This window comes from Sorangium sp. So ce367 (assembly GCF_051520455.1).
Classification (GTDB): domain Bacteria; phylum Myxococcota_A; class Polyangia; order Polyangiales; family Polyangiaceae; genus Sorangium; species Sorangium cellulosum_B.
In genome coordinates this window covers 129762-154164 of sequence record NZ_CP150334.1, presented here as the reverse complement: position 1 = coordinate 154164, position 24403 = coordinate 129762, and the positions used below count along the sequence as shown (strand labels likewise).

The 24403-nt window shown below is 72.6% G+C and carries 21 protein-coding genes; 16 read left to right on the top strand and 5 right to left on the bottom strand.

The window, feature by feature from the left end:
- Positions 1 to 42 precede the first annotated feature (42 nt).
- The 8 genes from WME97_RS00600 to WME97_RS00565 all read left to right on the top strand — a co-directional run bounded on the left by WME97_RS00600 (position 43) and on the right by WME97_RS00565 (position 11634).
- Entirely contained in the window at positions 43 to 1503 is a 1461-nt protein-coding gene (locus WME97_RS00600) for a type VI secretion system Vgr family protein (protein ID WP_437548587.1), read from the top strand.
- On the top strand, positions 1500 to 4178 hold the full coding sequence (locus WME97_RS00595; RefSeq protein ID WP_437548585.1) for a type VI secretion system Vgr family protein: 2679 nt from the start codon (positions 1500 to 1502) through the stop codon (positions 4176 to 4178). Before WME97_RS00600 ends, WME97_RS00595 begins: the two co-directional genes overlap by 4 nt.
- A 48-nt stretch (positions 4179 to 4226) precedes the next feature.
- The gene (locus WME97_RS00590; RefSeq protein ID WP_437548583.1) at positions 4227 to 6584 is read left to right on the top strand and encodes a DUF2169 family type VI secretion system accessory protein; all 2358 of its coding nucleotides are present in this window, start codon (positions 4227 to 4229) and stop codon (positions 6582 to 6584) included.
- Entirely contained in the window at positions 6581 to 8593 is a 2013-nt protein-coding gene (locus WME97_RS00585) for a pentapeptide repeat-containing protein (protein WP_437548581.1), read from the top strand. Before WME97_RS00590 ends, WME97_RS00585 begins: the two co-directional genes overlap by 4 nt.
- Positions 8594 to 8637: 44 nt before the next feature.
- Positions 8638 to 9378 carry a DUF3540 domain-containing protein gene (locus WME97_RS00580; protein ID WP_437548579.1) on the top strand — a complete coding sequence of 247 codons (741 nt, stop codon included), beginning with the start codon at positions 8638 to 8640 and terminating at the stop codon, positions 9376 to 9378.
- Positions 9379 to 9390: 12 nt separating this feature from the next.
- The gene (locus tag WME97_RS00575; RefSeq protein WP_437297167.1) at positions 9391 to 9804 is read left to right on the top strand and encodes a DUF4150 domain-containing protein; all 414 of its coding nucleotides are present in this window, start codon (positions 9391 to 9393) and stop codon (positions 9802 to 9804) included.
- Between the two features lie 30 nt (positions 9805 to 9834).
- Positions 9835 to 10710 (top strand): transglutaminase family protein, encoded by an 876-nt coding sequence (locus WME97_RS00570; protein ID WP_437548576.1) that lies wholly within the window; start codon positions 9835 to 9837, stop codon positions 10708 to 10710.
- Between the two features lie 63 nt (positions 10711 to 10773).
- The gene (locus tag WME97_RS00565) at positions 10774 to 11634 is read left to right on the top strand and encodes a class I SAM-dependent methyltransferase (RefSeq protein WP_437548575.1); all 861 of its coding nucleotides are present in this window, start codon (positions 10774 to 10776) and stop codon (positions 11632 to 11634) included.
- A 204-nt stretch (positions 11635 to 11838) separates the two neighbouring features.
- Here WME97_RS00565 and WME97_RS00560 read toward each other — a convergent pair whose 3' ends face one another.
- A complete protein-coding gene (locus WME97_RS00560; RefSeq protein WP_437548573.1) occupies positions 11839 to 12096 on the bottom strand; it encodes a hypothetical protein in 258 nt (85 codons plus the stop codon).
- A gap of 157 nt (positions 12097 to 12253) precedes the next feature.
- On the opposite strand from WME97_RS00560, the gene WME97_RS00555 reads away from it, so the two are divergent.
- From WME97_RS00555 to WME97_RS00540, 4 genes are all read left to right on the top strand, one after another.
- A complete protein-coding gene (locus WME97_RS00555) occupies positions 12254 to 13237 on the top strand; it encodes a TauD/TfdA dioxygenase family protein (protein ID WP_437548571.1) in 984 nt (327 codons plus the stop codon).
- Complete coding sequence (locus WME97_RS00550) at positions 13234 to 14085, top strand: dienelactone hydrolase family protein (RefSeq protein ID WP_437548570.1); 852 nt, start codon at positions 13234 to 13236, stop codon at positions 14083 to 14085. Before WME97_RS00555 ends, WME97_RS00550 begins: the two co-directional genes overlap by 4 nt.
- A 280-nt stretch (positions 14086 to 14365) precedes the next feature.
- On the top strand, positions 14366 to 15178 hold the full coding sequence (locus WME97_RS00545) for a dienelactone hydrolase family protein (protein ID WP_437548568.1): 813 nt from the start codon (positions 14366 to 14368) through the stop codon (positions 15176 to 15178).
- A 126-nt stretch (positions 15179 to 15304) separates the two neighbouring features.
- Entirely contained in the window at positions 15305 to 16165 is an 861-nt protein-coding gene (locus WME97_RS00540) for an alpha/beta fold hydrolase (RefSeq protein ID WP_437548566.1), read from the top strand.
- Positions 16166 to 16197: 32 nt separating this feature from the next.
- On the opposite strand, the gene WME97_RS00535 is transcribed toward WME97_RS00540, so the two are convergent.
- The 3 genes from WME97_RS00535 to WME97_RS00525 all read right to left on the bottom strand — a co-directional run bounded on the left by WME97_RS00535 (position 16198) and on the right by WME97_RS00525 (position 18680).
- Positions 16198 to 16674, bottom strand: coding sequence for a DUF2059 domain-containing protein (locus WME97_RS00535; protein ID WP_437548565.1), 477 nt, complete (start codon positions 16672 to 16674; stop codon positions 16198 to 16200).
- A 121-nt stretch (positions 16675 to 16795) separates the two neighbouring features.
- Positions 16796 to 17614: an MOSC domain-containing protein gene (locus WME97_RS00530; RefSeq protein WP_437548563.1), complete on the bottom strand. Its 819-nt coding sequence runs from the start codon at positions 17612 to 17614 to the stop codon at positions 16796 to 16798.
- Between the two features lie 82 nt (positions 17615 to 17696).
- Positions 17697 to 18680 carry a hypothetical protein gene (locus WME97_RS00525; protein ID WP_437548561.1) on the bottom strand — a complete coding sequence of 328 codons (984 nt, stop codon included), beginning with the start codon at positions 18678 to 18680 and terminating at the stop codon, positions 17697 to 17699.
- A gap of 79 nt (positions 18681 to 18759) precedes the next feature.
- Here WME97_RS00525 and WME97_RS00520 point away from each other — a divergent pair, with 79 nt between their 5' ends.
- From WME97_RS00520 to WME97_RS00510, 3 genes are all read left to right on the top strand, one after another.
- Positions 18760 to 19416, top strand: coding sequence for a ferritin-like domain-containing protein (locus tag WME97_RS00520; protein WP_437548559.1), 657 nt, complete (start codon positions 18760 to 18762; stop codon positions 19414 to 19416).
- Positions 19417 to 19798: 382 nt separating this feature from the next.
- On the top strand, positions 19799 to 20137 hold the full coding sequence (locus WME97_RS00515) for a four-helix bundle copper-binding protein (RefSeq protein ID WP_437297157.1): 339 nt from the start codon (positions 19799 to 19801) through the stop codon (positions 20135 to 20137).
- 202 nt (positions 20138 to 20339) lie between these two features.
- The gene (locus tag WME97_RS00510; protein ID WP_437548558.1) at positions 20340 to 21461 is read left to right on the top strand and encodes a DUF4185 domain-containing protein; all 1122 of its coding nucleotides are present in this window, start codon (positions 20340 to 20342) and stop codon (positions 21459 to 21461) included.
- A gap of 461 nt (positions 21462 to 21922) precedes the next feature.
- Here the strand turns inward: WME97_RS00510 and WME97_RS00505 are convergent, their stop codons facing one another.
- The gene (locus WME97_RS00505; RefSeq protein WP_437555674.1) at positions 21923 to 22843 is read right to left on the bottom strand and encodes a transposase; all 921 of its coding nucleotides are present in this window, start codon (positions 22841 to 22843) and stop codon (positions 21923 to 21925) included.
- Positions 22844 to 23243: 400 nt separating this feature from the next.
- Between WME97_RS00505 and WME97_RS00500 the strand changes: the two genes are divergently transcribed.
- A complete protein-coding gene (locus WME97_RS00500; protein ID WP_437548556.1) occupies positions 23244 to 24209 on the top strand; it encodes an AraC family transcriptional regulator in 966 nt (321 codons plus the stop codon).
- Positions 24210 to 24403 lie beyond the last annotated feature (194 nt).

Sequence of the window (24403 nt, the reverse complement as noted above, 5' to 3'; positions counted from 1 at the left end):
CGGTGCCCCAGGGAAGGCCGCAGCGGAATCGGAGAACGAGCGATGAAGGAAGCCTCCGGGACGTTGAGCGTTCGCATCGAGTCAGCGCGGGGGCCGTGGGACCACGTGCAGGTCCGCGAGCTCTCCGGGCGAGAGGCGATCTCGCAGCTCTTCTCGTTCGACCTCGACGTCGTGATCGACGAGGGCCGCGAGCTCCCGGCCGACGCCGCGCCCGGCGCCGAGGTCAGCCTGGTCTTCGAGGCCGACGGTGAGGAGATCCGCCGCGTCTCGGGCATGCTCGGCCCGATCCGGGACCGCCTGGAGCCGCTGGCCGAGCGCGCCACCTGCCGCCTGCGCCTCGTGCCGCGCGCGTTCCGGCTCACCCTCGTCGAGACGCAGGAGATCTACCTGGACCGCAGCGTTCCCGACATCCTCCGGAGCAAGCTCGAGCGGCACGGCCTGGGATCCGAGGACGTCGAGCTGCGGCTGCTCGAGAGCTACCCCGAGCGCGAGTTCGTCGTGCAGTACGGCGAGAGCGATCTCGCGTTCATCAGCCGCCTGGCCGAGCACGTCGGCATCAGCTTCTTCTTCGAGCACGAGGGCGGCCGCGACAGGATGGTCTTCACCGACCACCCGTCCGGCTTCCGCCCCGCCTCGGGCGCGGAGACGGTGCCCTTCCGCGCCCGCGGCGAGGCCTCGGGCATCTTCGCCCTCGAGGTGACGACCGACCTGGTGCCCACCAGCTACGTCGTGCAGGACTACAACTACCGCGCGCCCCAGCTCGACCTGACGGCCTACGCCAGCCTGGGCTCGGGCGACGGCGGCGGCGTTGTCGAGTACGGCAGCCACGTCAAGACGCCCGAGGAGGCCGGGAAGCTGGCGCAGATCCGGGCGGACGAGCGGCTGTCGCGGCAGCGCGTGTACGAGGGCAAGGCCAGCCGCGCGGCGCTGTCCGCCGGGCGGCGCGTGACCCTGATCGAGCACCCGCGCTTCCCGGAGCCCGAGGAGCTGCTCCTCGTCGAGGTGGAGCACGAGGCGAGGTTCCCCGCGTTCCAGGACGCCGGCGAGCAGAGCCCGTTGTACAGGAACGCATTCCGCGCCATCCCGGCGCGCGTCGCCTACCGGCCGCCGCGCCGGACGCCGAGGCCGCGCATCTCCGGCGTTGTGACGGGGATCGTGCAGCCGGGGCACGGGGGAAAGACGAACGGCGTCGCTCAGCTCGACGCCGAGGGGCGCTACACGGTCCAGCTCCACTTCGACACGGCGGAGCCGGGCGAGCAGAAGGCCTCGCGCCCGGTCCGGATGGCGCAGCCCTTCAGCGGCGTGGGCCACGGGATGCACTTCCCGCTGCGCCCGGGCACCGAGGTCCTCGTGGCGTTCGCCAACGGCGACCCGGATCGCCCGGTGATCCTCGGGGCCATGTTCAACCCGCTCGCGCCGTCGCCCGTGACGGCCCGCAACGCCAACCAGAGCCGCATCACCACGGCGTCCGGCGCCATGCTCGAGATCTCGGAGAAGCGATGACGAAGCCCACGACGGTCGGGATCCACTTCCGCTCCGAGGCCGCCCCGGCCGGGGCGTTCACGGTGCTGGGGCTCCGCGGCGAGGAGGCGCTGTCGCGCCCGTACCGCTTCGAGATCGATCTCGCGTCGCCCGATCCCGCGCTGCCGCTCGACGACCTCGTCGGCGCGGCCGGGGAGCTCGATCTCGCCGGCCGCGCGGTCCCGGGGGTCGTGGCCGAGGTGGAGCAGGGCGGCGCGCTCGGCGGCGATCAGTATGCCTACCGGGTCGTGCTCGTGCCGCGCCTCGCCCTGCTCGGCCTCGCGCGGCAGACGCGCATCTACCAGCGGCTCAGCGTGCCGGACCTGGTGGAGGCGGTGATCGCCGGGAGCGGCCTCGGTATCGAGGTGGAGCGGCGGCTCGAGCGGGCGTATCCGCCGCGCGAGCACGCCGTGCAGTACCAGGAGAGCGCGCTCGACTTCGTGTCACGGCAGCTGGAGCAGGCGGGCGTCAGCTACTTCATCGAGCCACGCGGGGGGGCGGAGCGGCTCGTCCTCTGCGACCACCCGGACGGCTTCCGGGGCGCGGTCGAGGCCGCGATGGGGGAGGCCGGAGGGGTGCGCGCGCTGCGCTGCCGGCGCCGGATGTCGCCGCGCGCGCTCGTGCTGCTCGACTACAACGAGCGCACGCCCGAGGTGCCGCTGGAGGCCGAGGCCGAGGTCGACGCGCGCGGCTTCGGGCTGCTCGTCGACGAGGGCGGCTCGTTCGCGGCGCCCGAGGAGGGCGCCGCGATCGCCGCCGTGCGCGCCGAGGAGCTGCGCTGCCGCGCGACCGTGTACGACGGCGCGATCGGCGCGCCGCTCGCCGCGGGCGAGCGCCTCGGGCTCTCCGGCCATTTCCGGGCCGACTGGAACCGCGATTACCTGGTGACGCGCGCCGTGCACCGCGCCGGGGCGGGCGACGGGCCGCGCTATGCTTGCGAGTTCGAGGCCATCCCGGCCTCGACGCGCTACCGCCCGCCGCGCGCCACGCCGAGGCCGCGCCTCGAGGGCGCGATGGTCGCCCACGTCGACGCGCGCGGCCCGGAGGGCGTCGCCGCGGTCGACGCCGAGGGGCGCTACCGCGTGGTGATGCCGTTCGATCTGAGCGGCGCGGCCGAGGCGCAGGGCTCGGTGCCGATGCGCCTGGCGACGCCCTACGGCGGGGCCGACGAGGGCATGCACTTCACGTTGCGCAAGGGCGCCGAGGTGCTGTGGACCGGCGTCGGCGGAGACCCCGAGCGGCCGGTGATCACCGGCGTCGTGCCCAACGCGAAGAGCCGCGTGGTCACGAGCGCCGACGAGGGGCGCGGCCGCATCCGGATGCCGAACGGGGCGATGGTCGAGATGGGAGGCGGCTTCGGGCGCGCGCGCGGCGGGCCCGCGACGCGCGCCGGCGCCGAGGGCGCGCTGCCGACGGAGCAGCAGCTCGGCCAGGACGACATGACGACCACCGCGAGCAGCGCGGAGGACTGGATCCGCATCGCGGTCCCCCACAGCGACGGGAAGTACAGCTACCTGCGCTACGGCGAGCGGGCGACCGCGTCGGCCGGGACGTTCACCGAGTCCGCGCGGCTCGATCCGACCGCGGGGTTCGGCGACAGCGGCTGGACGTGGTCGAGCCTCGACAACGGCTACGACACGAGCTCGGACGCCAATGACAAGGGGAAAGCGGCGCACTTCGGCTGGGCGGCGAGCGACGGGGTCTACGATCACACGGACGGCAACCGCACGGTCGTGACCCAGGGGGACTACCAGTCGGTCACCACGGGCAACCGCACCGACGTCGTCCTGGGGAACTACCGGCTCGTCATCCCGAACCGGACGCTCGGCATCTTCGACGTTGACTTCTACTCGATGACGTTCAGCAAGGACTGGCAGGGCTGGCGAAAGACGACGCGCAGCCACGTCTCGACGGTCAACCTCACCTACGGCGACAACTCGAATTTCTTCACCGGCGTCAACTTCGGGGCGAGCCTCGGCGGGAACTACAGCATCGCGGCGGGCGTGAACGGCAACGTCTTCCTCGGGCTCAACACGGGGATCACGGCCGGGATGAGCTGCAACATCGCGTACGGCCCGGTGCTCGAGTTCGGCAGCACGAAGAAGCTCACCACGGCCGACGAGCAAGACATCAAGGCGCGCTCCAAGGTGCACCTGCGCGTGCGGAGCACCGACGCCCCGACGGTCGAAGCCGCGAAGCCGTGGGCAGCCGCCGTGGTCGCGGGCGCCCTGGGCGCGGTGGCGGGCCCGCTCGGCGCCTCCGCGGGCAAGGACGATCTCGAGAAGGGCAGCGGGCTCACGGGCGCGACGTGGGGCATCGCGACGCTCGGGGCGCTCGTCGGAACGTACCTTGTCCACAAGCTCGCCCACGCGAGCCCGCTGAACGACGCCGAGCTGATCATCGAGCCGACCCAGCTCCTGCTGCGCTGCGGCGGGCTGGCCGGCGCGTACATCAAGATCGAGCCCGCCGCGATCGAGCTCGCCTGCGGTCCCAGCAGCCTCAGGATCGACGCGACGAGCGTGATCGCCGGAACCGGGACCGCCAAGCTGGAGCTGAGCAGCACAGCCGCGTCCTCCGTCCTGAGGTTCGGCGGCCACCAGGTCCAGATCGACGCCGCGGGAGCCCTCATCCAGGGCGCCCACTTCCACGCGCTCTAGGAGGAGCCCGCCCGGCGGGCGCGCGGCCCGCGCGCGTCGAGAGCTGCCATGAAGATCATCAACCACACCCCCACCACGTTCGCCGCGGTAGCCTGGCAGATCCGGCCCCCGCAATGGGCCCTGTGCCTGATCGCGAAGGGCACCTACCGCCTCGTGCCCGGCGAGCCGGCGAGCCCCGCCGACGCCCCGGAGCCGCCGCTCGGCGACGTGCACGAGGGCGACGATCCGCGCGGGGCGCTTCTCCAGGCGTCCGACTTCGCCCCCTTCAAGCCGAAGGCGGATCTCCTGCTGACCGGCAAGGCCCACGCGCCCGGCCGCCGGCCCGTCAGCTCCCTGCCGGTGAGCTTCGCCGTCGGCAAGGCGTCGCTCGCGCTGCAGGTGACCGGCGACCGGTACTGGACCGACCCGGCCGCCGGCAAGCGCACCGACCCGCAGCCGTTCGTCGAGATGCCGCTCGGCTTCGACCGCGCCTTCGGGGGCCCGGGCTTCGCGGCCAACCCGGTTGGGCGCGGCGTGTTCGACCCGGGCGAGCGCGATCTCCGGCGACGGCCGCTGCCGAACATCGAGGATCCGCGCGCGCCGGTCGACTCGCCCGCGGCGCGGCCGCCGCCCGCGGGCTTCGGGCCGCTCGCCGCCGCCTGGGCGCTGCGCGCGAGCAAGCTCGGCACCTACGACGAGCGCTGGCTGAAGCAGCGCTGGCCCTTCTTCCCCGACGATTTCGACTGGAGCCACTTCAACGCGGCCGTGCCGGCGCTCCAGGTCGAGTACCCGCGCGGCGACGAGGACATCATCTGCCACAACCTGCACCGCGCGCGGCGCGAGTACCGCGCGCGGCTCCCCGGCGTCCGGATGCGCTGCTTCCTCGACGAGCTCGCGGGCGGCGCGGAGCGCTTCCGCGAGGTGCAGCTGCACCTCGACACGGTCCGGGTCGACATGGAGGCCGAGGCGCTCATCCTCGTGTGGCGCGGCCATGCGCCCGTCTCCGCCGAGGACCACCCCGAGGTGCGGCACGTGCTCCTCGAGAGCGAGCCGCTCGGCGAGGGCCGCGTCGCGGCCGCGCGCTACCGCGAGCGGCTCGCGCTCGCGCTGCTGGAGGCGCGCCCTGCCGTGGCGGAGGCGCCCGCCGCGGCGGCGCCGCCCGGCAACGACAACGACGGAGCGTCTCCCCTGGCCGGCGTCGACGACGCCGAGCTCCTCGCGCAGATCCGCGCGACGCTCGAGCGGGGCGGCGCCCCCGCGGCGCTCGTGGCCTCGCTCGGCGCGTCGGTCGATGGCCCGCGCCCGCCCGGCGCGGAGCTCGAGGCGTGGCTGGGCAAGCTCGGCGGGGACCCGGCGCAGCTCGATGAGATCCAGCGGAAGAGCCGCGAGCAGATGAAGAAGGCGCTCGAGGCCGGGGGGCACGACCCGGCGCAGCTCGACGCGCTGGACCGCGAGGACGAGGCGCGGGACCGGGCAGCCACGGAGCGCGCGGCGCCGTGGACGCGCGAGCGCGTGGAGCTCTGCCTGTCGATCCGCGAGAGCATGGCGGGCGCCGATCTCTCGGGGCTCGACCTGTCGGGGCTCGACCTCAGCGAGGCGAGCCTCGCGCGCGCGCTGCTCGTCGGCGCCGACCTGACCGGCGCCCGCCTCGCCGGGGCCGACCTCGACGGCGCGACGCTCGCCCGCGCCAGGATGGCGGGCGCGTGGCTCCCGGCGGCCAGGCTGAACGACGCCGACCTCTCCGGCGCCGACCTCGCGGGCGCCGACCTGACCGGCGCGGCGCTCGGCAAGGCGCGCCTCGACCGCGCGGCGCTGCGCGGGGCCATCCTGACCGGCGCGGCCGCGGCCGGCGCCTCGTTCCTCGAGGCCGACCTCACCGGGGCGCGGCTCGACGGCGCCCAGCTCGCCGGCGCCCGCCTCGCGCGCGCGGCGCTCGACCGCGCGTCCTTCGCCGGCGCGGCGCTCGAGGGCGCGAGCCTCGAGGGGGCGCACGGCGAGGCGGTCGACCTGCGCGGCGCCGACCTGCGCGGGCTGCGCGCCTCGGAGCACACCCGCCTGCCGTGCGCCCAGGCGCGCGGCGCCCGCGCCGACGGCTCGCGCTGGATGCACGCCGACCTCACGGGCGCGGACCTCGCGCTGTCGAGCCTGCGCCGCGCGGATCTCGGCCGGGCCGAGCTCGGCGGCGCCGACCTGCGCGGCGCCGACCTGGCGGGCGCCGACCTGACGCGGGCGCGGCTCGGCGGCGCCCGCCTCGAGCGGGCGAACCTGCACGGTGCTCGCCTCGAGGCCGCCGACCTGCGCGGCGCCGACCTGCGCGGCGCCGGGCTGTACGAGGCCGCCCTGTGGCAGGCGCGGCTCGATGGCGCCGACCTGGAGGACGCGCAGCTCGCGTCCACGCTGCTCACGAGCGATCGAGGCGCGACGTGACCGGCGCCGCCGCCACCTCCGCGGGCTTCGCGCGGGACAAGGACGATCTCCTCGCGCGCCTCGACGCCGGACCGCTCGATCCGCCGATGATCGTTGGCCTCGACCTGCGCGGCGTGGACCTCGCGGGCCGCGATCTCTCGGGCGTGCTCTTCAACGGCGTCGACCTGAGCGACGCGCGGCTCGCCGGCGCGCGGCTCGCCGGCGCCGTCTTCCTGGCCGTCACGCTCCGCGGGGCCGATCTGTCGGGCGCGCGCCTCGAGCGCGCGGTGCTCGCGCGCCACGCGCGGCTCACCCGCGACGCCGCGGCCGCGGCGCTGCCGCTCGAGGCCGATCGCGACCTCGGCGCCGAGTCCCTCGAGGCGCTGCGCGCCGCCGGGTACGCGGGGTATGCCGCCGGGGCCACGTCGCTCGCCGGCGCGTCGCTCCGCGGGGCCGATCTGTCGGGCGCGCGGCTCGAAGGCGTGGACCTCGCCGGCGCCGATCTCTCGGCCGCGACGCTGACCGGCGCCGCGCTCGCGGAGTGCGCTCTCGACGGCGCGCGCCTCGACGGCGCGACGCTCCGCGAGGTCGAGCTCGACCGCTGCGCGCTCGCGGGCGCGAGCTTCATCGACGCCGAGCTCGCCGCCGTGACGCTCATCGGCGTCGCGCTCGGCGCGCTCGACCTGTCGCGCGCGCGCCTCGTCCGCGGGCTCCGCGTTCCGAACCAGGACCTCCGTGGCGCGGCGCTCCCGCGCGACCTCGCCGGCGGCGACCTCACGGGCGCGAACCTCGCCGGCGCGGACCTGTCCGGCTTCGACCTGCGCGGCTGCAAGCTCGACGCGGCCGATCTCGACGGCGCGCAGCTCCCGTCCGCGGCGCTCGGCGGCGCCTCGCTGCGCGGCGCCTCGCTGCGCGGCGCGCGCCTCGCCGGCGCCACGCTGAGCGGGGCCGACCTCGAGGGCGCCGTGCTCGAGCGCGCGAACCTCGACGGCGCCCGGCTCGACGGCGCCGGCCTCGAGGGGGCCGACCTCACCGGCGCCAACCTGTCGGGCTGCGATCTCTCGGGCGCGCGCCTGCGCGGCGCCCGCCTGCGCGGCGCGCTGCTCGCGGCCGCCACGCTGCGCGGGACCGAGCTCACGGGCGCCGATCTCGCCGAGGCGTCGCTCCAGGACGCCGCGCTCGACGGCGCGGATCTGCGCCGCGCGCGCCTCCCGGGCGCCCGCCTCGCCCGGGCCGAGCTCACCGGCGTCGATCTCTCGGACGCCGACCTCGCAGGCGCCGATCTCTCCGAGGCGCGCGTCGCGGGCGGGCGCCTCCGCGGCGCGAACCTGTCCGGCGCGCGCCTGCACGGCGCCACGCTGAAGCGCGCGCAGCTCGCCGGCGCCGCCCTCTCCGGCGCGGATTTCGGGGGGGCCTCGCTCGAGGGGACCTCGCTGCTCGGGCTCGATCTCCGGGGCGTGCGGCTCGCCGGCGCGCGGCTCGCGAAGAGCTCGCTCGTCGAGGCGAAGCTCGGCGGGATGGATCTCTCGGGCGCGGTGCTCCGCGACTGCGACCTGTCGCGCGCGGACCTCCGGGACGCGCGGCTCGACGGGGCCGATCTGGCGCAAGCGAGCCTGGCCGGCGCCGAGCTGGGCGGCGCCTCGCTCGTCTCGGCGCGCCTCGGGGTCGCGAACCTGACCGGCGCCAGCCTCCGGGGCGCGCGGCTCGCGGGCGCGGATCTCTCCCGGGCGTGCCTTGACGGCGCCGCGCTCGCGCGCGCCGATCTCGGCGGCGCGCGGCTCGACGAGGCGATGGCGCGCAAGGCGGATCTGAGCGGCGCGCGGCTCGAGGGCGCCTCGCTCGTCGGCGCGGATCTGTCGCACGCCGACCTGTCGGGCGCCGATCTGTCGGGCGCCGATTGCCGCGGCGTGAACCTGCACCGGGCGGCCACCGCGCACGCGCGCTGGGACGGCGCGAAGCGCGAGGGCGCCCGCGGGACCGATCCGGATCGTGCCCGCGCCGAGGACTGGCGCCCGCCCACGCTGTTATGAACGGCCGACGACGGCCGCGAAGCCACGACCCGAGGACCACCGCCATGCCCACCGCTGCCCTCCCCGCTCTCCCCGTCGAGCCCCCGCCCTCCGACGCGCGCCCCGAGGGGCTCGGCGACGGTGCGCCGTGCGCGCCGTGCGCTCCGTCAGAGGAGCGCCCGCTGCGCATCGTGGCGCGCGCAGGCGCCTCGGCGTCGATCGTCGAGCGCGACGGCCACGAGGTCGTCGCGGTGCACGACCGGGCCGGCCGGCTGCTCTTCGAGTACGACGCGGAGACCGGTCGGGGCAGCCTCGTCGCGGCGGGCGGCCTCTCGCTCGCGGCGCCCGGGGGCGACATCGATCTCGTGGCGGGCGGCGCCATCCGCTGCTGGGCGGCCGGCGAGGTCGCGATCGCGAGCCGGAGCGGCGCGAGCCTGAGCGCGCGCGCCGGCGAGCGCGGGGCGACGGTGCAGGTCGCGCCCGGGCGCGTCACCGTGGCCGGAGAGGCGCTCGCCGCCGTCGCCGAGCGGGGCGACGTGCGCATCGCCGAGGCGCGCTATGAGGGGCGGGCGCTCACCGCGGTGCTGGAGCGGGCGCACACCACCGTGGGCAAGATCGAGTCGATCGCCGGGCGGGTGATCGCGCGGGCGGGGGATCTCTTCCAGGAGGTGCGCGAGCTGCACCAGCTCCGCGCCGGGCGGGTGCGCGCGCTGGTCGAGGACGTGATCGAGCTGCGCGGGCGCGAGGTATCGGTGGACGCGCGCGAGGACGTGAGCATCGATGGCCAGCGGATCAACCTGGGTTAGGAGGGCGCGGCGATGTTCCCTGTGACCACGACGCAGGCCGGGATCTGCCAGGCCATGCCGGACACGTGCAAGACCCCTGCGCCGCCTGGTCCGCCGGTGCCGCTGCCGTACCCGAACGTGGCGATGTGCAACCAGGCGCTCCCGAGCACCTGCGCCCTGAAGGTGCTGGTGGAGGGCAAGCCGGTGCTCACGAAGCAGAGCGAGATCCCGATGTCGACCGGCGACGAGGCGGGCGCTGCCGGCGGCGTCGTGAGCGGCAAGATCAAGGGCGAGGCGATGTTCCGCAGCTTCTCGGCGAAGGTGAAGGCCGAGGGCAATCCGGTCGTGTTCCACGCGTGCGCGGTGGCGCAGAACGGAAAGAGCCCGAACATGCCCATGGGCGTGCAGGTCGCGCCGTCGCAGGCGAAGGTGATGGTGGGCGGCTGAGGGGCCGCGCGGCTGGCGGAGGGGGTCCACGTGGCAGCGCGTCGTTACCGCGTGGTTCACCGCAGCCGGTACGAGCTCGGCGCCGAGGGCGCGGTCGCGTGCCGGCTGGAGGCGCACCTCACCCCGCGCGCGCTGCCGCATCAAGCGGTCGAGTTTCACCAGCTCGTGGTGCGGCCATTGCCGCGCTCGAGGCGGGTCGAGGAGGACGCCTTCGGCAACCTCTGCGCGCGGATAGAGATCTGCGGGAGCTTCGGCGCGATCGACGTCACGGCCCTCAGCGTTGTGCGCCTCTGCGAGGAGGCGACGGGCGGCGCCGGCGATCTCGGGGACGACTGGCGGGCGGTGGCGGCGCGCACGGCGGCCGCCGCGGCGGAGGACCCGGCGCTGCGCGCGCTCGTGGAGGGCACGGCGCGCGCGCCGCGGAGCGGCGCGATGGCGGACTACGCGCGGGGGTGCTTCCGGGAAGGCCTCCCGCTCGGCGGCGCGCTGGAGGGGCTGGTCGACCAGATCCGACGGGATTTCACCTTTACCCCGGGCGTCACCGCCGCGGACACCGGCCTCGCCGTCTTCTGCGAGCTCCGGCGCGGCGTCTGCCAGGACTTCGCGCACCTCGCCGTGGCGTGCTTGCGATCGATGGGCCTCGCGGCGCGTTATGCGAGCGGCTACGTGGCCGGCTCCGCCTCGGCGCCGGCGCGCGCCTCGCACGCGTGGGCGTCGGTGTGGTTGCCGTCGGGCGGCTGGCACGACCTCGATCCGACGCTCGGGCGCCTGGGCGCGCCCGGGCACATCGTGCTGGGCTACGGACGCGACTACGATGACGTCGCGCCCCTCAGGGGCACCGCCGAGGGCGCGCGCGGCGTCCGGCTGCGGACGGAGATCGTGGTGGCGCCGCAGGAAAGCGAATGACGTCGCGCCGTTTGCACGAGCGGGTCGCGCGTACCCAGCCGAAAATCGAAAGGAGCTCGAACGATGATCGAGGTTGCCGGACCGAACGCCGAGCAGATCCGTTACTGGAACGAGGTCGCCGGACCGAAATGGGTGGCCCTCGGCGATGCCATCTCGGCGTCGACCCGGCCGCTGGGCGTCGTCGCCATGGATCGCGCGGGGATCGCCGCGGGCGAGCGCGTCCTCGACGTCGGCTGCGGGCTCGGCGACACCACGCTCGAGCTTGCCCGGCGCGTCGGCGCGGGCGGCTCCGTGCTCGGCGTCGACATCTCCGCGCCGATGCTGGAGAGGGCGCGCGAGGACGCGCGGGCGGCAGGCGCCGCGCGCGTGGCCTTCGAGAACGCGGACGCGCAGACCGCGGCGCTGCCCGGGCTGTTCGATGTCCTCTACTCGCGCTTCGGCGTCATGTTCTTCACCGAGCCCGAGGCGGCCTTCGCGAACCTCCGGCGAGCGCTGCGGGGCGGCGCGCGGCTCGCGTTCGTCTGCTGGCGGCCGCTCCAGGAGAACCCCTGGTTGCACGTGCCGGCCATGGCGACGGCCCGGCACATCCCCATGCCGCAGGCCGAGCCGCACGCGCCAGGCCCGTTCGCGTTCGCCGACGCCGCGCGCGTCCGGGAGATCCTGTCGCGCGCGGGGTTCGTCCGGATCCATCACGAGCCGCTCGATCGGGAGCTCCTCGTGGCGGGCGGGAGGTCGCTCGATGAGACCGTGGACTTCCTCCTGCAGATGGGCCCGTCGGCCGCGGCGCTGCGCGAGGCGAGCCCCACACCGGAGGTCGTCGACCGCGTGCGGGCCGCCGTGCGCGAGGCGGTCGCGCCGCACGACGGCCCCGGAGGCGTGCGCATGGCAAGCGCCGCGTGGATCGTGACGGCGGCAGTGGACTGACGCCTCCGGGACGCCCCTCCCGCTCGTCAGCCGCGTCATCTCCGCGACGACGGAGGTCCTGGAGCTCCTCAAAGAGTCGACGCATCGAAATCGCTCCCGGAGCGACGCCGCTCGCTCCTGGGCCGCACGGGGCACCCCCATGTCGTTCAAGCGCCTGGATCCCTGTCTGATGTTCGACGGAGCCGCCGAGAGGGCCATCAAGCTCTACGAGAGCGCGCTCGGGGCGAAGTGAGAGGGCGTGATGCGCTTCGGCGATGTGCCGGGCGACAACGCATCTCCCGAGAGCAAGGACCGGATGATCCACGCCACGCTGCACATCGGTCCTGGCGTCATCCTGGTCAGCGACACGATGCCCGGCACGCCGGCCGCGAAGGGGAGCAACACCGAGGTCTGCTTGCACTTCGGCGAAGTCGCGGAGGGGACGAAGGTGTTCGACGCGCTCGCCGCGGGCGGCGACGTCACGATACCCCGGCCACCTCGATCCCCCTCCAAACGAACCTCCGCACGCTCGCCCCGCCTCGTGCGTCCCTACGCGCACGGCGCCGCTCGCTCCCTGGCACGGCGCCCGCATACCGACCGTCGCGAAGGACGTGGCGGGGGGACCACGCGGAGGAGACCCATGAGCCAGAGAGCATCCGATCAAGCCATCCAGGTGAAGCCGCTCGCAGGGCACATCGGCGCCGAGATCCACGGCGCCGACATCTCGAAGCCGCTGCCCGACGAGGCCGTGGCGGCCATCCGCGCGGCGCTGCTGAAGTGGAAGGTCGTCTTCTTCCGGAACCAGCCGCTCGACCACGCCGAGCAGATCGCCTTCGCCGCGCGCTTCGGCGAGGTGACTTACGCCCATCCGCACGAGGACGAGCCGTTCGACGAGCACCCGGAGATCCTCGCCATCGACAGCCGCCGCTACGATCGCCGCTACGGCAGGCGCTTCAGCTACGAGAACCGCTGGCATACCGACGTCACCGCGGCCGTGAACCCGCCGGCGGCGTCGATCCTGCGGGCGCACATCCTGCCGCCCTACGGCGGCGACACGACCTGGACGAACCTCGTGGCAGCCTACGAGGGGCTGTCCGCGCCGCTGCGCGCGCTCGTCGATGGCCTGCGCGCGGAGCACCGCTTCGGGCTGCGGTTCGCGCCGCAGGACCAGGACAGCCCGTACCTGCGCAAGGTGCGCGAGAACCCGCTGATCTCGATCCACCCCGTGGTGCGCGTCCACCCCGAGACCGGCGAGCGGGCGCTGTTCGTCAGCCCGGGCTTCACCAGCCACATCGTCGGGCTGTCGCCGCGCGAGAGCAGCGCGATCCTCGATCTGCTCTTCGAGCAGATCAGCCGCCCGGCGTACACGGTGCGGTTCCGGTGGGCGCCGGGCAGCATTGCGTTCTGGGACAACCGGGCCACGGCGCACCTGGGGCCGCAGGACCTCGGGCACCTCGACGTCGAGCGCGTCCTCTACCGGGTGACGCTGACCGGAGACATCCCGGTGGGGGTCGACGGGGTCCGCTCCGAGATCGTGGCCGGGGAGCCGTTCGGGAAGCGACCTCCGAGCAAGGTAAAACCCGCCCGCAAGGACAAGGCGCCCGAGGCGGAGGTGCAGGCATGAGCGCCGCGAGCGCAGGCGTCGAGAGGACGTCGTTCGAGGGGCCCCACAGGCCGGTGGAGGCGGTGCAGGTCCGCCCGGCGTCGGGCGGGCGCTCGCCGGCGCCGGCGGTGCTGATCCTCCACGAGGGGCTGGGGCTCACGGTCCATACGATCGAGCTGGCAAGGCGCTTCGCGCAGGAAGGGTACCTCGCGTTTGCGCCGAACCTGTATTCGCACGACGCGACGCACCGGACCTTCACCGAGGCGGAGGTGGCCCGGGGGGTGAGCCTGCTCCGCGCGGCCGACCGCGACGAGGTGGTCGGCCGGTTGCCGGCGAACGAACAGGAGCGGCTGAAGAAGGTGTTCGCCTGGTTCGGTAGCCGCGACACGTCGACCTACCTGCCCGACGCGAGGGCGGCGGCGGCGCACCTCGTCGGGCGGGCGGACGTGCGGTCAGGGGGCGTCGCCGCCGTCGGGTTCTCGCTGGGCGGAGGGCTCGTGGGGCAGCTCGCGGTCGCAGGCGTGGCGCTCGCGGCGGGCGCGGTGTTCTATGGGCAGGCGCCGGCTCTGGAGCAGGTGAAGAACGTGCGGTTTCCGTTGCAGGTGCATTATGCGGAGGAGGATCCGGCGATCACCCCGAGGGCGCCAGCGGTGGGGGAGGCGTTCAGGGCTGCGGGGCGGGAGCTGATCTCGTTCGTGTACCCTGGGACGCGCCACGGGTTCTTCAACGAGACGCGGCCGGCGTACCACGCCGACGCGGCGCAGCTCTCGTGGCGGCGCACGCGGGAGTTCTTCGCCGAGCGCACCGGCAACGTCGGGCAATGGCGGCCGCAGGCCGTCGCCGGCGAGGGTGCGCGCGCTGCAGGGTAGCTGCGGCTCCGTCGCTGGCACCTCTGGCACCTCAACCTGGGTCGGGTCGGAACCTCCGGAACCTCAGCCTGGGTCATCGAACCGCAACCTCGGTCGGGTCGGAATCTCAACCTGGGTCGGGTCAGAACCCCGAACCTCAACCTGGGTCGGGTCAGAACCCCGAACCTCAACCTGGGTCGGGTCGGAATCTCGAACCTCAACCTGGGTCGGGTCGGAATCTCGAACCTCAACCTGGGTCGGGTCGGTCCCGTCATGGCACGGAGGCTGCTGATCGCCCGCCATGACCGCCTCCACCCCCATCGCCGAGAGCAACGCTCCGAAGCCCGTCCATACCGACGACGCCGGACTCATCGCCGGCGCGATCACCCTTCCCGCGCCCGCCGGTGACCTCCCCGGCTACCGCGCCTACCCCGCCTCCGGTGGCCCCTTCCCTCTGGTGCTGGTGATCCAGGAAATCTTCGGCGTCCACGAGCACATCCGCGACGTGGTCCGTCGCTTCGCGCACCGCGGCTACTACGCCCTCGCCCCGGATCTGTTCGTTCGGCAAGGCGATCCGAGCCACCTCCGCACCGTCGACGAGTTCCGGGCTCTGGCGGGCCGCGTGCCCGACCATCAGGTGCTCTCGGACCTCGATGCGAGCGTGGCCTTCGCCGAAGCCTCCGGGAAGGCCGACGTCCGCAAGGCGGCCGCGGTCGGCTTCTGCTGGGGCGGGCGCATCACGTGGCTGTACGCCGCGCACAACCCGGCGCTGAAGGCGGCGGTGGCCTGGTACGGACGCCTGACCGGCGATCGGACCGAGGCCCAGCCCAAGCACCCGATCGACGTGGCGAGCGCGCTGAAGGCGCCCGTGCTGGGCCTCTATGCCGGACAGGACCAGGGCATCCCCCTCCCGACGGTCACCGCGCTGCAGGAGGCGCTCCGTACCGCCTCCGAGACCGCCAGCGCGCCCGGCGCCGCGCACTCCGAGATCCGGGTCTACCCTGACGTCCCTCACGCCTTTTACGCCGACTACCGGCCGAGTTACCGGCCGGAAGCCGCCGCCGACGCCTGGCAGCGCCAGCTCGACTGGCTGGCCCGACACGGCGTTGCCTGACGGCGACCGGCCGCGACAGCGCCCCGGCGACCCCTGCTGCCCCGGCAACAAGCTGCGCCTCCACTGCTACTCCTTACGCACCCCACGCCCGCGCCAGCGCGCCCCGCGATCGGATACCCTGACGCGGTGCGCGCCAGGATCCGAGACACCGAGCTCTACTTCGACATCGAGGGCATGGGCCTCGTCCCCGACGGCCCGCGGATGCGCGAAAAGCCGGTGATGTTCGTCGTACATGGCGGACCTGGCGCAGATCACTCCTCGCACAAGGGCGGGATGACGCCGCTCGCCGACCAGGCGCAGCTCGTCTACTTCGATCATCGCGGACAGGGCCGCTCCGCGCGCGGGCCAAAGGAAACGTATACGCTCGAGAACAACGTCGAGGACATGGAGGCGCTGCGCCTGCACCTCGGCCTCGATCGTATCGTGGTGATGGGCACCTCCTATGGCGGCATGGTGGCCATGGCCTATGCGCTCGAATACCAGCGGAACATCTCCCATCTCATCCTGGTGGCCACGGCGCCAAGCCATCGCCTCATCGACCGGGCGAAGCGGATCGTCGCGGAGCGAGGCACGGAGCAGCAGAGAGCGGCGTGCGAGCGCCTCTGGGCCGGCGAGATCGAGAGCGACGAGCGGTTCGCCGACCTCCTCCAGATCCTGGGGCCGCTCTACTCGACCACCTTCGATCCACACAAGGCGGCCGAGGCCCGCGCGCGCACCATCTACAGCGTCGACGCGTGGAACGTCGGCCTGGAGGGGTTCATGCGGAGATTCGATTTCACGCCGCGCCTCCCCGAGATCGCGGTGCCCACGCTCGTCATCGCCGGCCGACACGACTGGATCTGCCCACTCGATCTCTCGGAGGAGATAGCGCGGCTCATCCCGGGCGCGAATCTACGCATCTTGGAGCGCAGCAGCCACTGGGTGCGCGCTGACGAGCCGCGGGCGCTGCTCGACGCCATCGCCGGCTTCCTGGCCCAGAGGCGGTAGCGCGCGGAGCGCACCGCCGAGCGCCGCGCCCTCTACTGGATCCCGGCCTTCTTCATCGCCGCGGGCATCCGCTGGACGATGACCGTCCCGACCTTCTTCCCCACCTCGCCGCTGATCTCCGGGAGGAGCTTCGCGGCCTTCTTTCCGACCGGGGTCCCGTAGAACTTGATGAGCTCCTTCAGCTCATCGGCGGTGAACTTCCCCGCATAGATCTCGACGTTCCACTGGACGAGCTCGTCGTACGGCAGCACCTCGGCGACCACCGCCTTCAGCTTGCTGGCGTCCCTGGGCGAGATCTTCGCGCCCGCTTGCTGCATCGAGGCTCCCATGTTGGTCATCAGCTGATCGAGGAGCGCATTGTAGACGTCCTTGGGCATCACGAGGTGCGTGAGCTCCAGGGCGAGCTTCTTCTCCGCCTCTCCGGCGTACGCGCTGCCGAGCGACACGAAGGAGAGCAGGGTCACAATGGCGAGCGAGACGATCCATGAACGAAGCGCGTGCTTTTTCATGGGCCCTTTGTATCACGACCGCGCTGCGATCCGCGCCGCGCAGGCAGGCCCGCCGCATCCCCTCCCCGCAGCCGCCGCGACACCTGAGGAGCCGCCATGCAGCAGCCGTTCGGGCGCTCGGTCACACGACTGTCACCTCGTCCCCCACGCGCAACGTGCCGGCTTTCGTCTCCTGGATGTAGTTCTGTCCGAAGTTCACGTCGCTGGGCTTCTGCGCGTCGCGCCGGTACGTGGCCAGCGTGCGGAGCGGCTCCGGGCCGCGCTCCGCGGTGCGCTGGTCGGTCGTGGTGACGACGCAGCGGGCGCACGGGCCGCCGGCGCGGAGCACGAGGTCTCCGATGCGGACGCGGCCCCACCGGTCCTCGTCGAAGGCAGCGCAGCCGCTCACGACGAGGTTGGGCCGGAAGCGATCCATCGGCAACGGCGCGGCGCCCCGGCCCTCGAGGTGAGCGTTCAGATCGGCGAGGGAGGCCTCGGAGATCACGAGCAGCGGGAACTCATCGGCGAACGACACGACGTCTTCCGGGCCTGCCACCGAGGCCTTGAGGACGGGCCGCCGGAACGCCTCGCCGATGCGGACGAGCCGCGCCGGGTGATCCAGGACGCCGCTGAGCCACGCGGCGGCTTCGTCACCGCAATCCTCGGCCAGGAGGCCGCTGCTGCTCCAGACCTCGACCGTGAGCAGGCGCGCGCCCTCGGCCCTGCGCGGCACGGAGATCGGCGGCCTGCCGGCGAAGCCGAGCGTGAGCGCGCTCTCGGAGAGCTGCGTCTCGATGAGCGCCATGCGCGGCAGCGGGCGCTGCGTGAGGGGCTTTCCCTCGGGGTCGACGATCATGAACCGCCGATCGCCCGCGAGGCCGAGCGCGTCGACGGCGGCCGCGTCGACCGCGAGGCCCCGGCAACCTTTGACGGGATAGATGTGGATCGCGGAGAGTCGCATTCCGGAGCTTATAACACCCCTCCGGCGCTCGGCGCCCGCAGAAGCGCGGCGCGCACGTTCCGAGCGCCCACGCTCCCCGCCGTCATGCCACGTCGCCTCCCGCCGCCGGTATCCCGAGCACCTGCCGCAGGTCCATCCCCACGACGACGTCCGCGTTCTGCTGCACCCATTCGACGAGCGCGGGGCGCAGGGCGCGCGCGATCTCTTCCTTGACGAGCCCTTCCACGACGCTCGGCCCGAGGCGCTGCGGGTCGAGCGCGACGCCGCCGCCCGCGACCAGGGCGCTGAACAGGCGCACGAGCGACTCGGCGCCCGCCGCGTTTCGTGCCGCGCCGAGCGGCTCGACCCGCTCGACGGCGATCTCGCCGCCGCGCTTCACGACGAAGCGACGGACGTCGGCCTGGTCGACTCCCCCCTTGTGGAGCACCGCCGAGGAGCAGTCGACCTCGATGCGCTGCACGCGCGGCGCGGTCTCGATCTCCTGCCGGGTGCCCTCGATATCGACGCTGGCCGCGATGGTCGCGCCGGCCGGGATGCGGAACCCATCCGAGCCCACCCCGCCCGCGAGCTCCTGGTGCAGCGTCAGCCGCGCAGACAAGCGGGCGCCCCGCACGGCCGTGCTGCCGCCGGCCTCGAGGTTCGAGAGCACCTGACGCACCGTCACGACGAGATCGGGATCGCTTGTGGGGTCGTACGGGGGCATGGCCATGGGCGTCGAGGTGACCAGTCCGCGCATGAAGGCGCGCGCCTCGTCCTCCGCCGATCCCTTTCCGACCCGGACGAGCCCTCCCGTGTAGAAGACGTTGGGCGTCATCGCGCCTGAACGGAAGTCGTACTCGACCTGCTGAAGCCCCATGTCGCCGAGCGGCGGCGGCAGATTGATGACGAGGTACGGCTCGAAGGTGATCCGCAGGAGCGCCGGCGCGAGCGTCAGGCGGAGCGCCGTCGCGCTCGACGTGGCGAGCGCGGCGATTCCGGTGCGCCTCAGGACGGCGCGAGCGGGGAGGTCGAACGAGATCGAGACCGACTCGAGATCGATCCACGACGGCAGGAAGCTCCAGGCCATTCGAGGAGGGTACACCCCCCTGGCCGCCGGAAGCGCGGCCTATTGACCCGCCGCACGGGGCGCGCCCATCATGTCCCGCATGAAGCCAGAGGAATTCCTCGACGAGCTCGACCGCAAGGTCGGTGAGCGCCTCGCCCACATCGGCGCAGTGGCCCGCGCGGCGGAGCCGGCGAGCGGCGTCGGCGTCCCGGCACTGCTCGCGACCGCGCTCAAGAAGGAGCTCGAGGCGACCGAGGAGGCTGCGCTCTGGCTCACCACCGAGACCGACGTGGAGGTGAAGCTCGCCCTCGCCCGCCAGTGCGGCGACGAGGCGAGGCACTACCGGCTCATCGCCGAGCGGCTCCGCGCGCTCGGCGTCGACCCCGCCGCCATCCCGGCGAAGTTCGGGCCGCCCACGCCGATGTTCGGGTACTTGAAGGGGCTCGGCTCCACGGTCGAGCGCGTCGCAGCGGGCCAGTTCACGCGGGAGGCGCTCGCGAAGGTGCACAACCAGGCGTTCATCGATTACTGCGAGTCGCAAGGCGACGCCGAGACCGCGCGCCTTTACCGCGAGGTCATCCAGCCGGACGAGGGCCATCACCACGAGATGGGCCGGCGGCTCCTCACGCGCCTCGCGGTCACCGAGGAGGCCCAGGCGCTCGCGCGCGCCGCCGCGATGCGCACGCTCGAGATCGCCGAGGAGCTCCAGGAGATCGCCCGCCTGAAGATGGGTATCTGCCGCGCGCCTGGGTGCTAGTGTTCAGGCACCGTCCTGACGGACCGCCACCCCGCTCGATCCAGCCGCTCCGATGCGGTTCGCCGATCTGACCGTCGACGTCCGGGCGTCGATCGCGAGCTAGCGTGTCGTGGTGTCGCGCTGTCGCGCAGAGAGAGCGACCAGGGCGGGAACAGCCGTTCGGGCAAGGCGTTCGCGCATGCCTCGCGGCGTCCCGGCTGTTCGCGAGGGGCGTTCAGGGCACGGCGGTCTCGGCGTCGGTCGCTGTTCCGAGGCCTATATGCGGGATGGCCCGACATGCGAAAGCCATCGAATCCATGCACCCTCCAGATACCGAAGTTGCCGCCTTGTCGCGAGGCTTACTCGCGGCGAGAGGCGGCCAGTTGGGTCAAGGGGGGTTCTCATGATCAAGTTTCCGGGGGACAGATCGTTCCGGGAGGTGGCCCGGTTCACCCAGGATTGTGGTTCGATCTGCACGCACGCGGCGCAGTATTGCCTCGAGATGGGAGGCTCTCACGTGAGCGCCCCGCACATGCGGCTGCTCCAGGACTGCGCCGACATCTGCGAGGCGACGTCGAAGCTCCTCCTGCGCAGCTCGCCGCAGATCACCCAGATGATGAGCGTGTGCGCGAGCCTCTGCGAACAGTGCGCGGCGAGCTGCGATAAGCTCACGGGTGATACGCAGATGAAGACGTGCGCTGACGAGTGCCGCCGCTGCGCTGCCGCCTGCCGGCAGATCTGAGAGCGGCGGAGACATCGTGGTCTTCCGGACCGTGAGCCGAGCAGCGGAGTAGCTCCCCTCGCCTTTTGCGGATCGCCGCCGTCCTCCGCGCCAGAGCCCTCACGCGCGCGGCGGACCGTCGGCGCCGCGGTCGCGTGTGGTCCGGCGGCGGAGCGACGCCGACGGCGGCGGCGTTCTGGCTCCCCATGGTACCCTCGCGCGCATGCGTTATCGAAGGACCATGGGAGCCGCGGGGTTCGCTCTCCTGTGCGCCGGGTGTGGCGGGGACGCGCCCGAGGCAGCGGTGCGTGCGGTGCGCGACCTGGGTGCGCTGGAGTTTGCCCCGGCGATTCGAGGGCGGGACGGCGGCTACAGCGCGCGGTGGGGCGACCGTTCGGTGTGGGTGTTCGGCGACACGACCCTGGAGATGCCGGGGGAAGACGGAGCGCTGTGGAGGTCGAGCACCTTCTGCGCGACCGACGATCTGGATGCGTCGGATGGGCTCTCGTCGCTCACCGAGCCGCTCGACGCGGCCGGCGCGCCGCGGGAGTTCCTCCCGTTCACCGAGGAGGAGCTCGCGTTCAACCTCGCGCACTCCGACCCTCGGGCGCAGGAGACGTGCGAGGAGGACTGCGGAGCCCGCTATGCGCTGTGGCCGGGCCCCATCGTCGTCGACGAGGCGACCGGCCGTGCGCTCGTCTTCTACAGCAAGGTGACGGGGCGGCTCGGGGTGTTCGACTTCGACATGCGGGGTTCGTCGATCGCGGTCTGGGAGAGCTTGGATGCGCCGCTCGCGCGCCCGGAGGTACGCCCGGGCGCTGCGGATCCGACGCTCCTCTTCGGCGCGGATGAGCCCTCGCTCACGTCGGCGGCGCTCGTCCGCGAGGGGATGCTCTACGCCTACGCCTGCGCGTGCTCGGGTCTCACGTGCCCGTGCCTCGTCGCGCGCGCCGCGCTCGCGGAGGCAACGGAGCGCGACGCGTGGCGGTTCTTCTCGGACGGGCGCTGGGTGGAGGGCCATGAGGAGGCGGAGCCGGTCATGGCGGGGGCACCGATGATGTCGGTGCATTGGAACGAGCACGTCGGCAGGTACATCGCGCTGTACAGCGAGCCGGTATCGTCGGAGATCTCGCTCCGGACGGCGCCGGCGCCGGAGGGGCCATGGTCGGACAGCGCGGTGGTTGTCACCGCCGAGGTCCCGCCTATCCCGGAGGCGTGGCCGTATGCCGGCCTCGTGCACGCGGAGCTCGCGCGGGAAGGAGGGCGGGTGGAGTACGTGACGTACTTCCGGGAGACGGGGTTCCTGGAGGGAGAGATCCGACTCGTCGAGCTGGAGCTCCAGTAGACGACCCGACCCAGGTTGAGGCCTGCGGCCTGCCGGACGCCGCTCGACCCGACCCAATCCAGACCGCCCGACCCGACCTAGGTTGAGGCCTGCGGCCTGACCCAGGTTGAGGTCTGCGGGCTGCCGAGACCGCCCGACCAGGTAAAGAGGGGCAGCTGAAGACGGTCGAACCGGGTTGAAACGACCTGGCTCGGTCGACCATCCGCCATGAACCTAACCCGAATGGCCCCAGCCGGATCGCTCCATCGGTTGGGCAGGTCTACTTCACCAGCACCCAAGGTGCCTTTCGCTCAGACCCATCCGACCACAACGTTAACCCGGCTTCGCGCGAGCCCAGCGCGGCAATCCATCCCCAGCGCCACGAGAACGCTCCCGCTCGCCTCACCTTCCCCAGACGGACCTTCCCCACGACGGCGCCTTAGCCCGCCCTGCTCTGGCGCTGTGACGCACCGCCGAGGTGCCTACATCGCGATCACGACGTCCGCCACGTTGGCACCGTGATAGATGCGCATCCACCACGTCCCCCACGGAAAGACGGCGCTTCGTACCCCGGCACGCCATCGTTCGAGCGCCGCACGGTATGATGCACGAAACGCTCGCACAGCGGCACCAGCGATTCGCCATGCATCGCCTTGGTTACGGCCGACGGCAAACGTCGGATTGCGATCGCGCAGCGCCTCGAAGCTCGTCGCGCGGCTGTAAGGGGAGACCGTACTGGCGCCTTTGTTGCCTAATAATCGGAGCCCTTGCCGCTGCAACTCCGCATGGGCCTGCGCTTCCTGTCGCTCAAGCTCGGCCGCGACTTCACGGCGAAAGCCTTCTGCGTTGTCGTGCTCGATGGCGGGTGGTAGCGTGAGCGAAAGCGTTGCTTCCTCCGGCCACTGCCGATTCTCTGGATCAAGATACACGGAGGGACGCGCTGCACGGAGCGCGCCACCGCCGAGCTCGCTCACATCCGACTTGGCCCCCGGCCACTCGTGCGCGTGGCGGACGAGGCCAGCGGCTACGGGGTTCGCGAGGACGTAGGCGATCTTCTCCACCGTAGCCGCGCGCGTCAGCAGCCGCACCACGCTCGTGGGTTCGTGGTCCCACACCGGTCCTTCCCACGTGCGGAGGACCTTCGTTCCAAGCGCAACGATGCGGTGAAAAAACTGCAAGAAGCGCGGCAAAACGCCTTGCACATCGGTCACGACGAGGTGCAGATGCGTTGACATCGCGCAAAGAGCGTGGACTTCGATGCCAAATCGACGGGTCGAAACGGCGAGCGTGTAGACCAGGAACTGGGTGAGGGCAGCATCCGGGCGGAGAAGGAGATGCCGGCGCAGGACGCGACGGGTGATGAGGTAGGTGGCGCCGGGAGCGATTTCACGAGGCTGGCTCATGGCCTGGGCATACGAACAAATGCCGTGCCAGAGATCGTGATCAATCATTTCAATGACTTATGCCCGCGCGACGGGTACGACGGGTGGCGGCCGCCACGTGGTCCGCCACCTGGACCGCTGTCGCAGCGACGGCTGCTAGCCTTGGCGGCATCGGCTGGATAGCGGAACCTGCGGCTCACACAAACCGAGGAGCGCGCTCTGGGTGGGTGCGCGCAACTTGGGTGAGGTCGCCCGGCCTCGACCGTCGTCGGTAGCAACCCGGGTGTGGTCGTCTTCTGCCCGATCACCTCAACCTGGGTGCGGTCGCCGCCGCAACCTGGGTGCGGTCGCCACCTCAACCTGGGTGCGGTCGCCACCGAGGCACTTTTTTCTGCAACCAGCCATCAGCTACCCTCCGCCTGTGGCAACGTCCGACAGGAGCCGCGCCGAGTACGAGCGGCGGGTCAACCGCGTGGTCGACTACATCCAGGCCCATCGCGCCGAGGACCTCTCCCTCGACACGCTGGCCGCGGTGGCGGCGTTCTCGCCGTTTCACTTCCACCGCGTGTTCAAGTCCATGACGGGCGAGAACCTTCGCGAGTTCATCCAGAGAACGCGCCTCGAGACCGCGGCGAGCCACCTCGTGCAGCGGCCGCGCGCCGACATCCTCGAGATCGCCCTCGAGAACGGCTTCAGCTCGGCGAGCGCCTTCGCGCGCGCCTTCAAGGAGCGCTTCGGCATGAGCGCCTCCGCCTGGCGCAACGGCGGCGCCGCGCACGCGCGCAACGCGCGGCAAGCGGATCGCAAGCCGGGTCAAGTCGAGCGCAATCCGTGCAAAGCAGCGGTCTGCGCGCCCGACCAAGATGCCTCCTCGTCGGGCGCGGACGCCCGCCAACACGAGGAGGAGATCATGAACGTGACCGTGAAGACCCTGCCGAGCTACCACGTGGCCTATGTCCGAACCGTCGGCCCCTATGGCCCGGAAGGGGGCGTCGGCGAGGCCTGGCAACGGCTCATCCGCTGGGCGAGCGCCCGCGATCTGTGGACCCCGGACCGCATCTGCCTCAACATCGCGCACGACAACCCCAAGGTCACCGAGCCTGCCAAGTGCCGCCTCGACGCCGCCATCGTGATCCCGCAGGACTTCAAGGCGGACGGCGACGTCAACGTGACCGACATCGCCGGCGGCAAGTACGCCGCGGGCGCGTGGGTCGGCGACGCGCGCACGATCGGCGCCGCCTGGGACCAGCTCTTCGGGAAGTGGCTCCCTGAGAGCGGCTATCAGCCCGACCATCGGCCCTGCTTCGAGCTCTACCAGGGCGAGTTCCACGATCCCAAGACCAACACCTTCCGCTGCGATCTCTGCTTGCCGGTGCGCCCGCTCTAGCTCCGCCCCCCAGGGAGCCCGGTCATCCGCCCGGGCTCCTGTACCGCCTCGCCGCGACGCTGGCGGGCGGCCGGGCCCCGGCCGCCTCGCCCCTCGCGCCGCCCTTCAGAGCCCGCCGTTGCCCCGCAAGCCATCGATATTACACGATTTTCACGGGAGAGCGGCGTCGCTCGCGTTTGACAGCCGGGGATCCT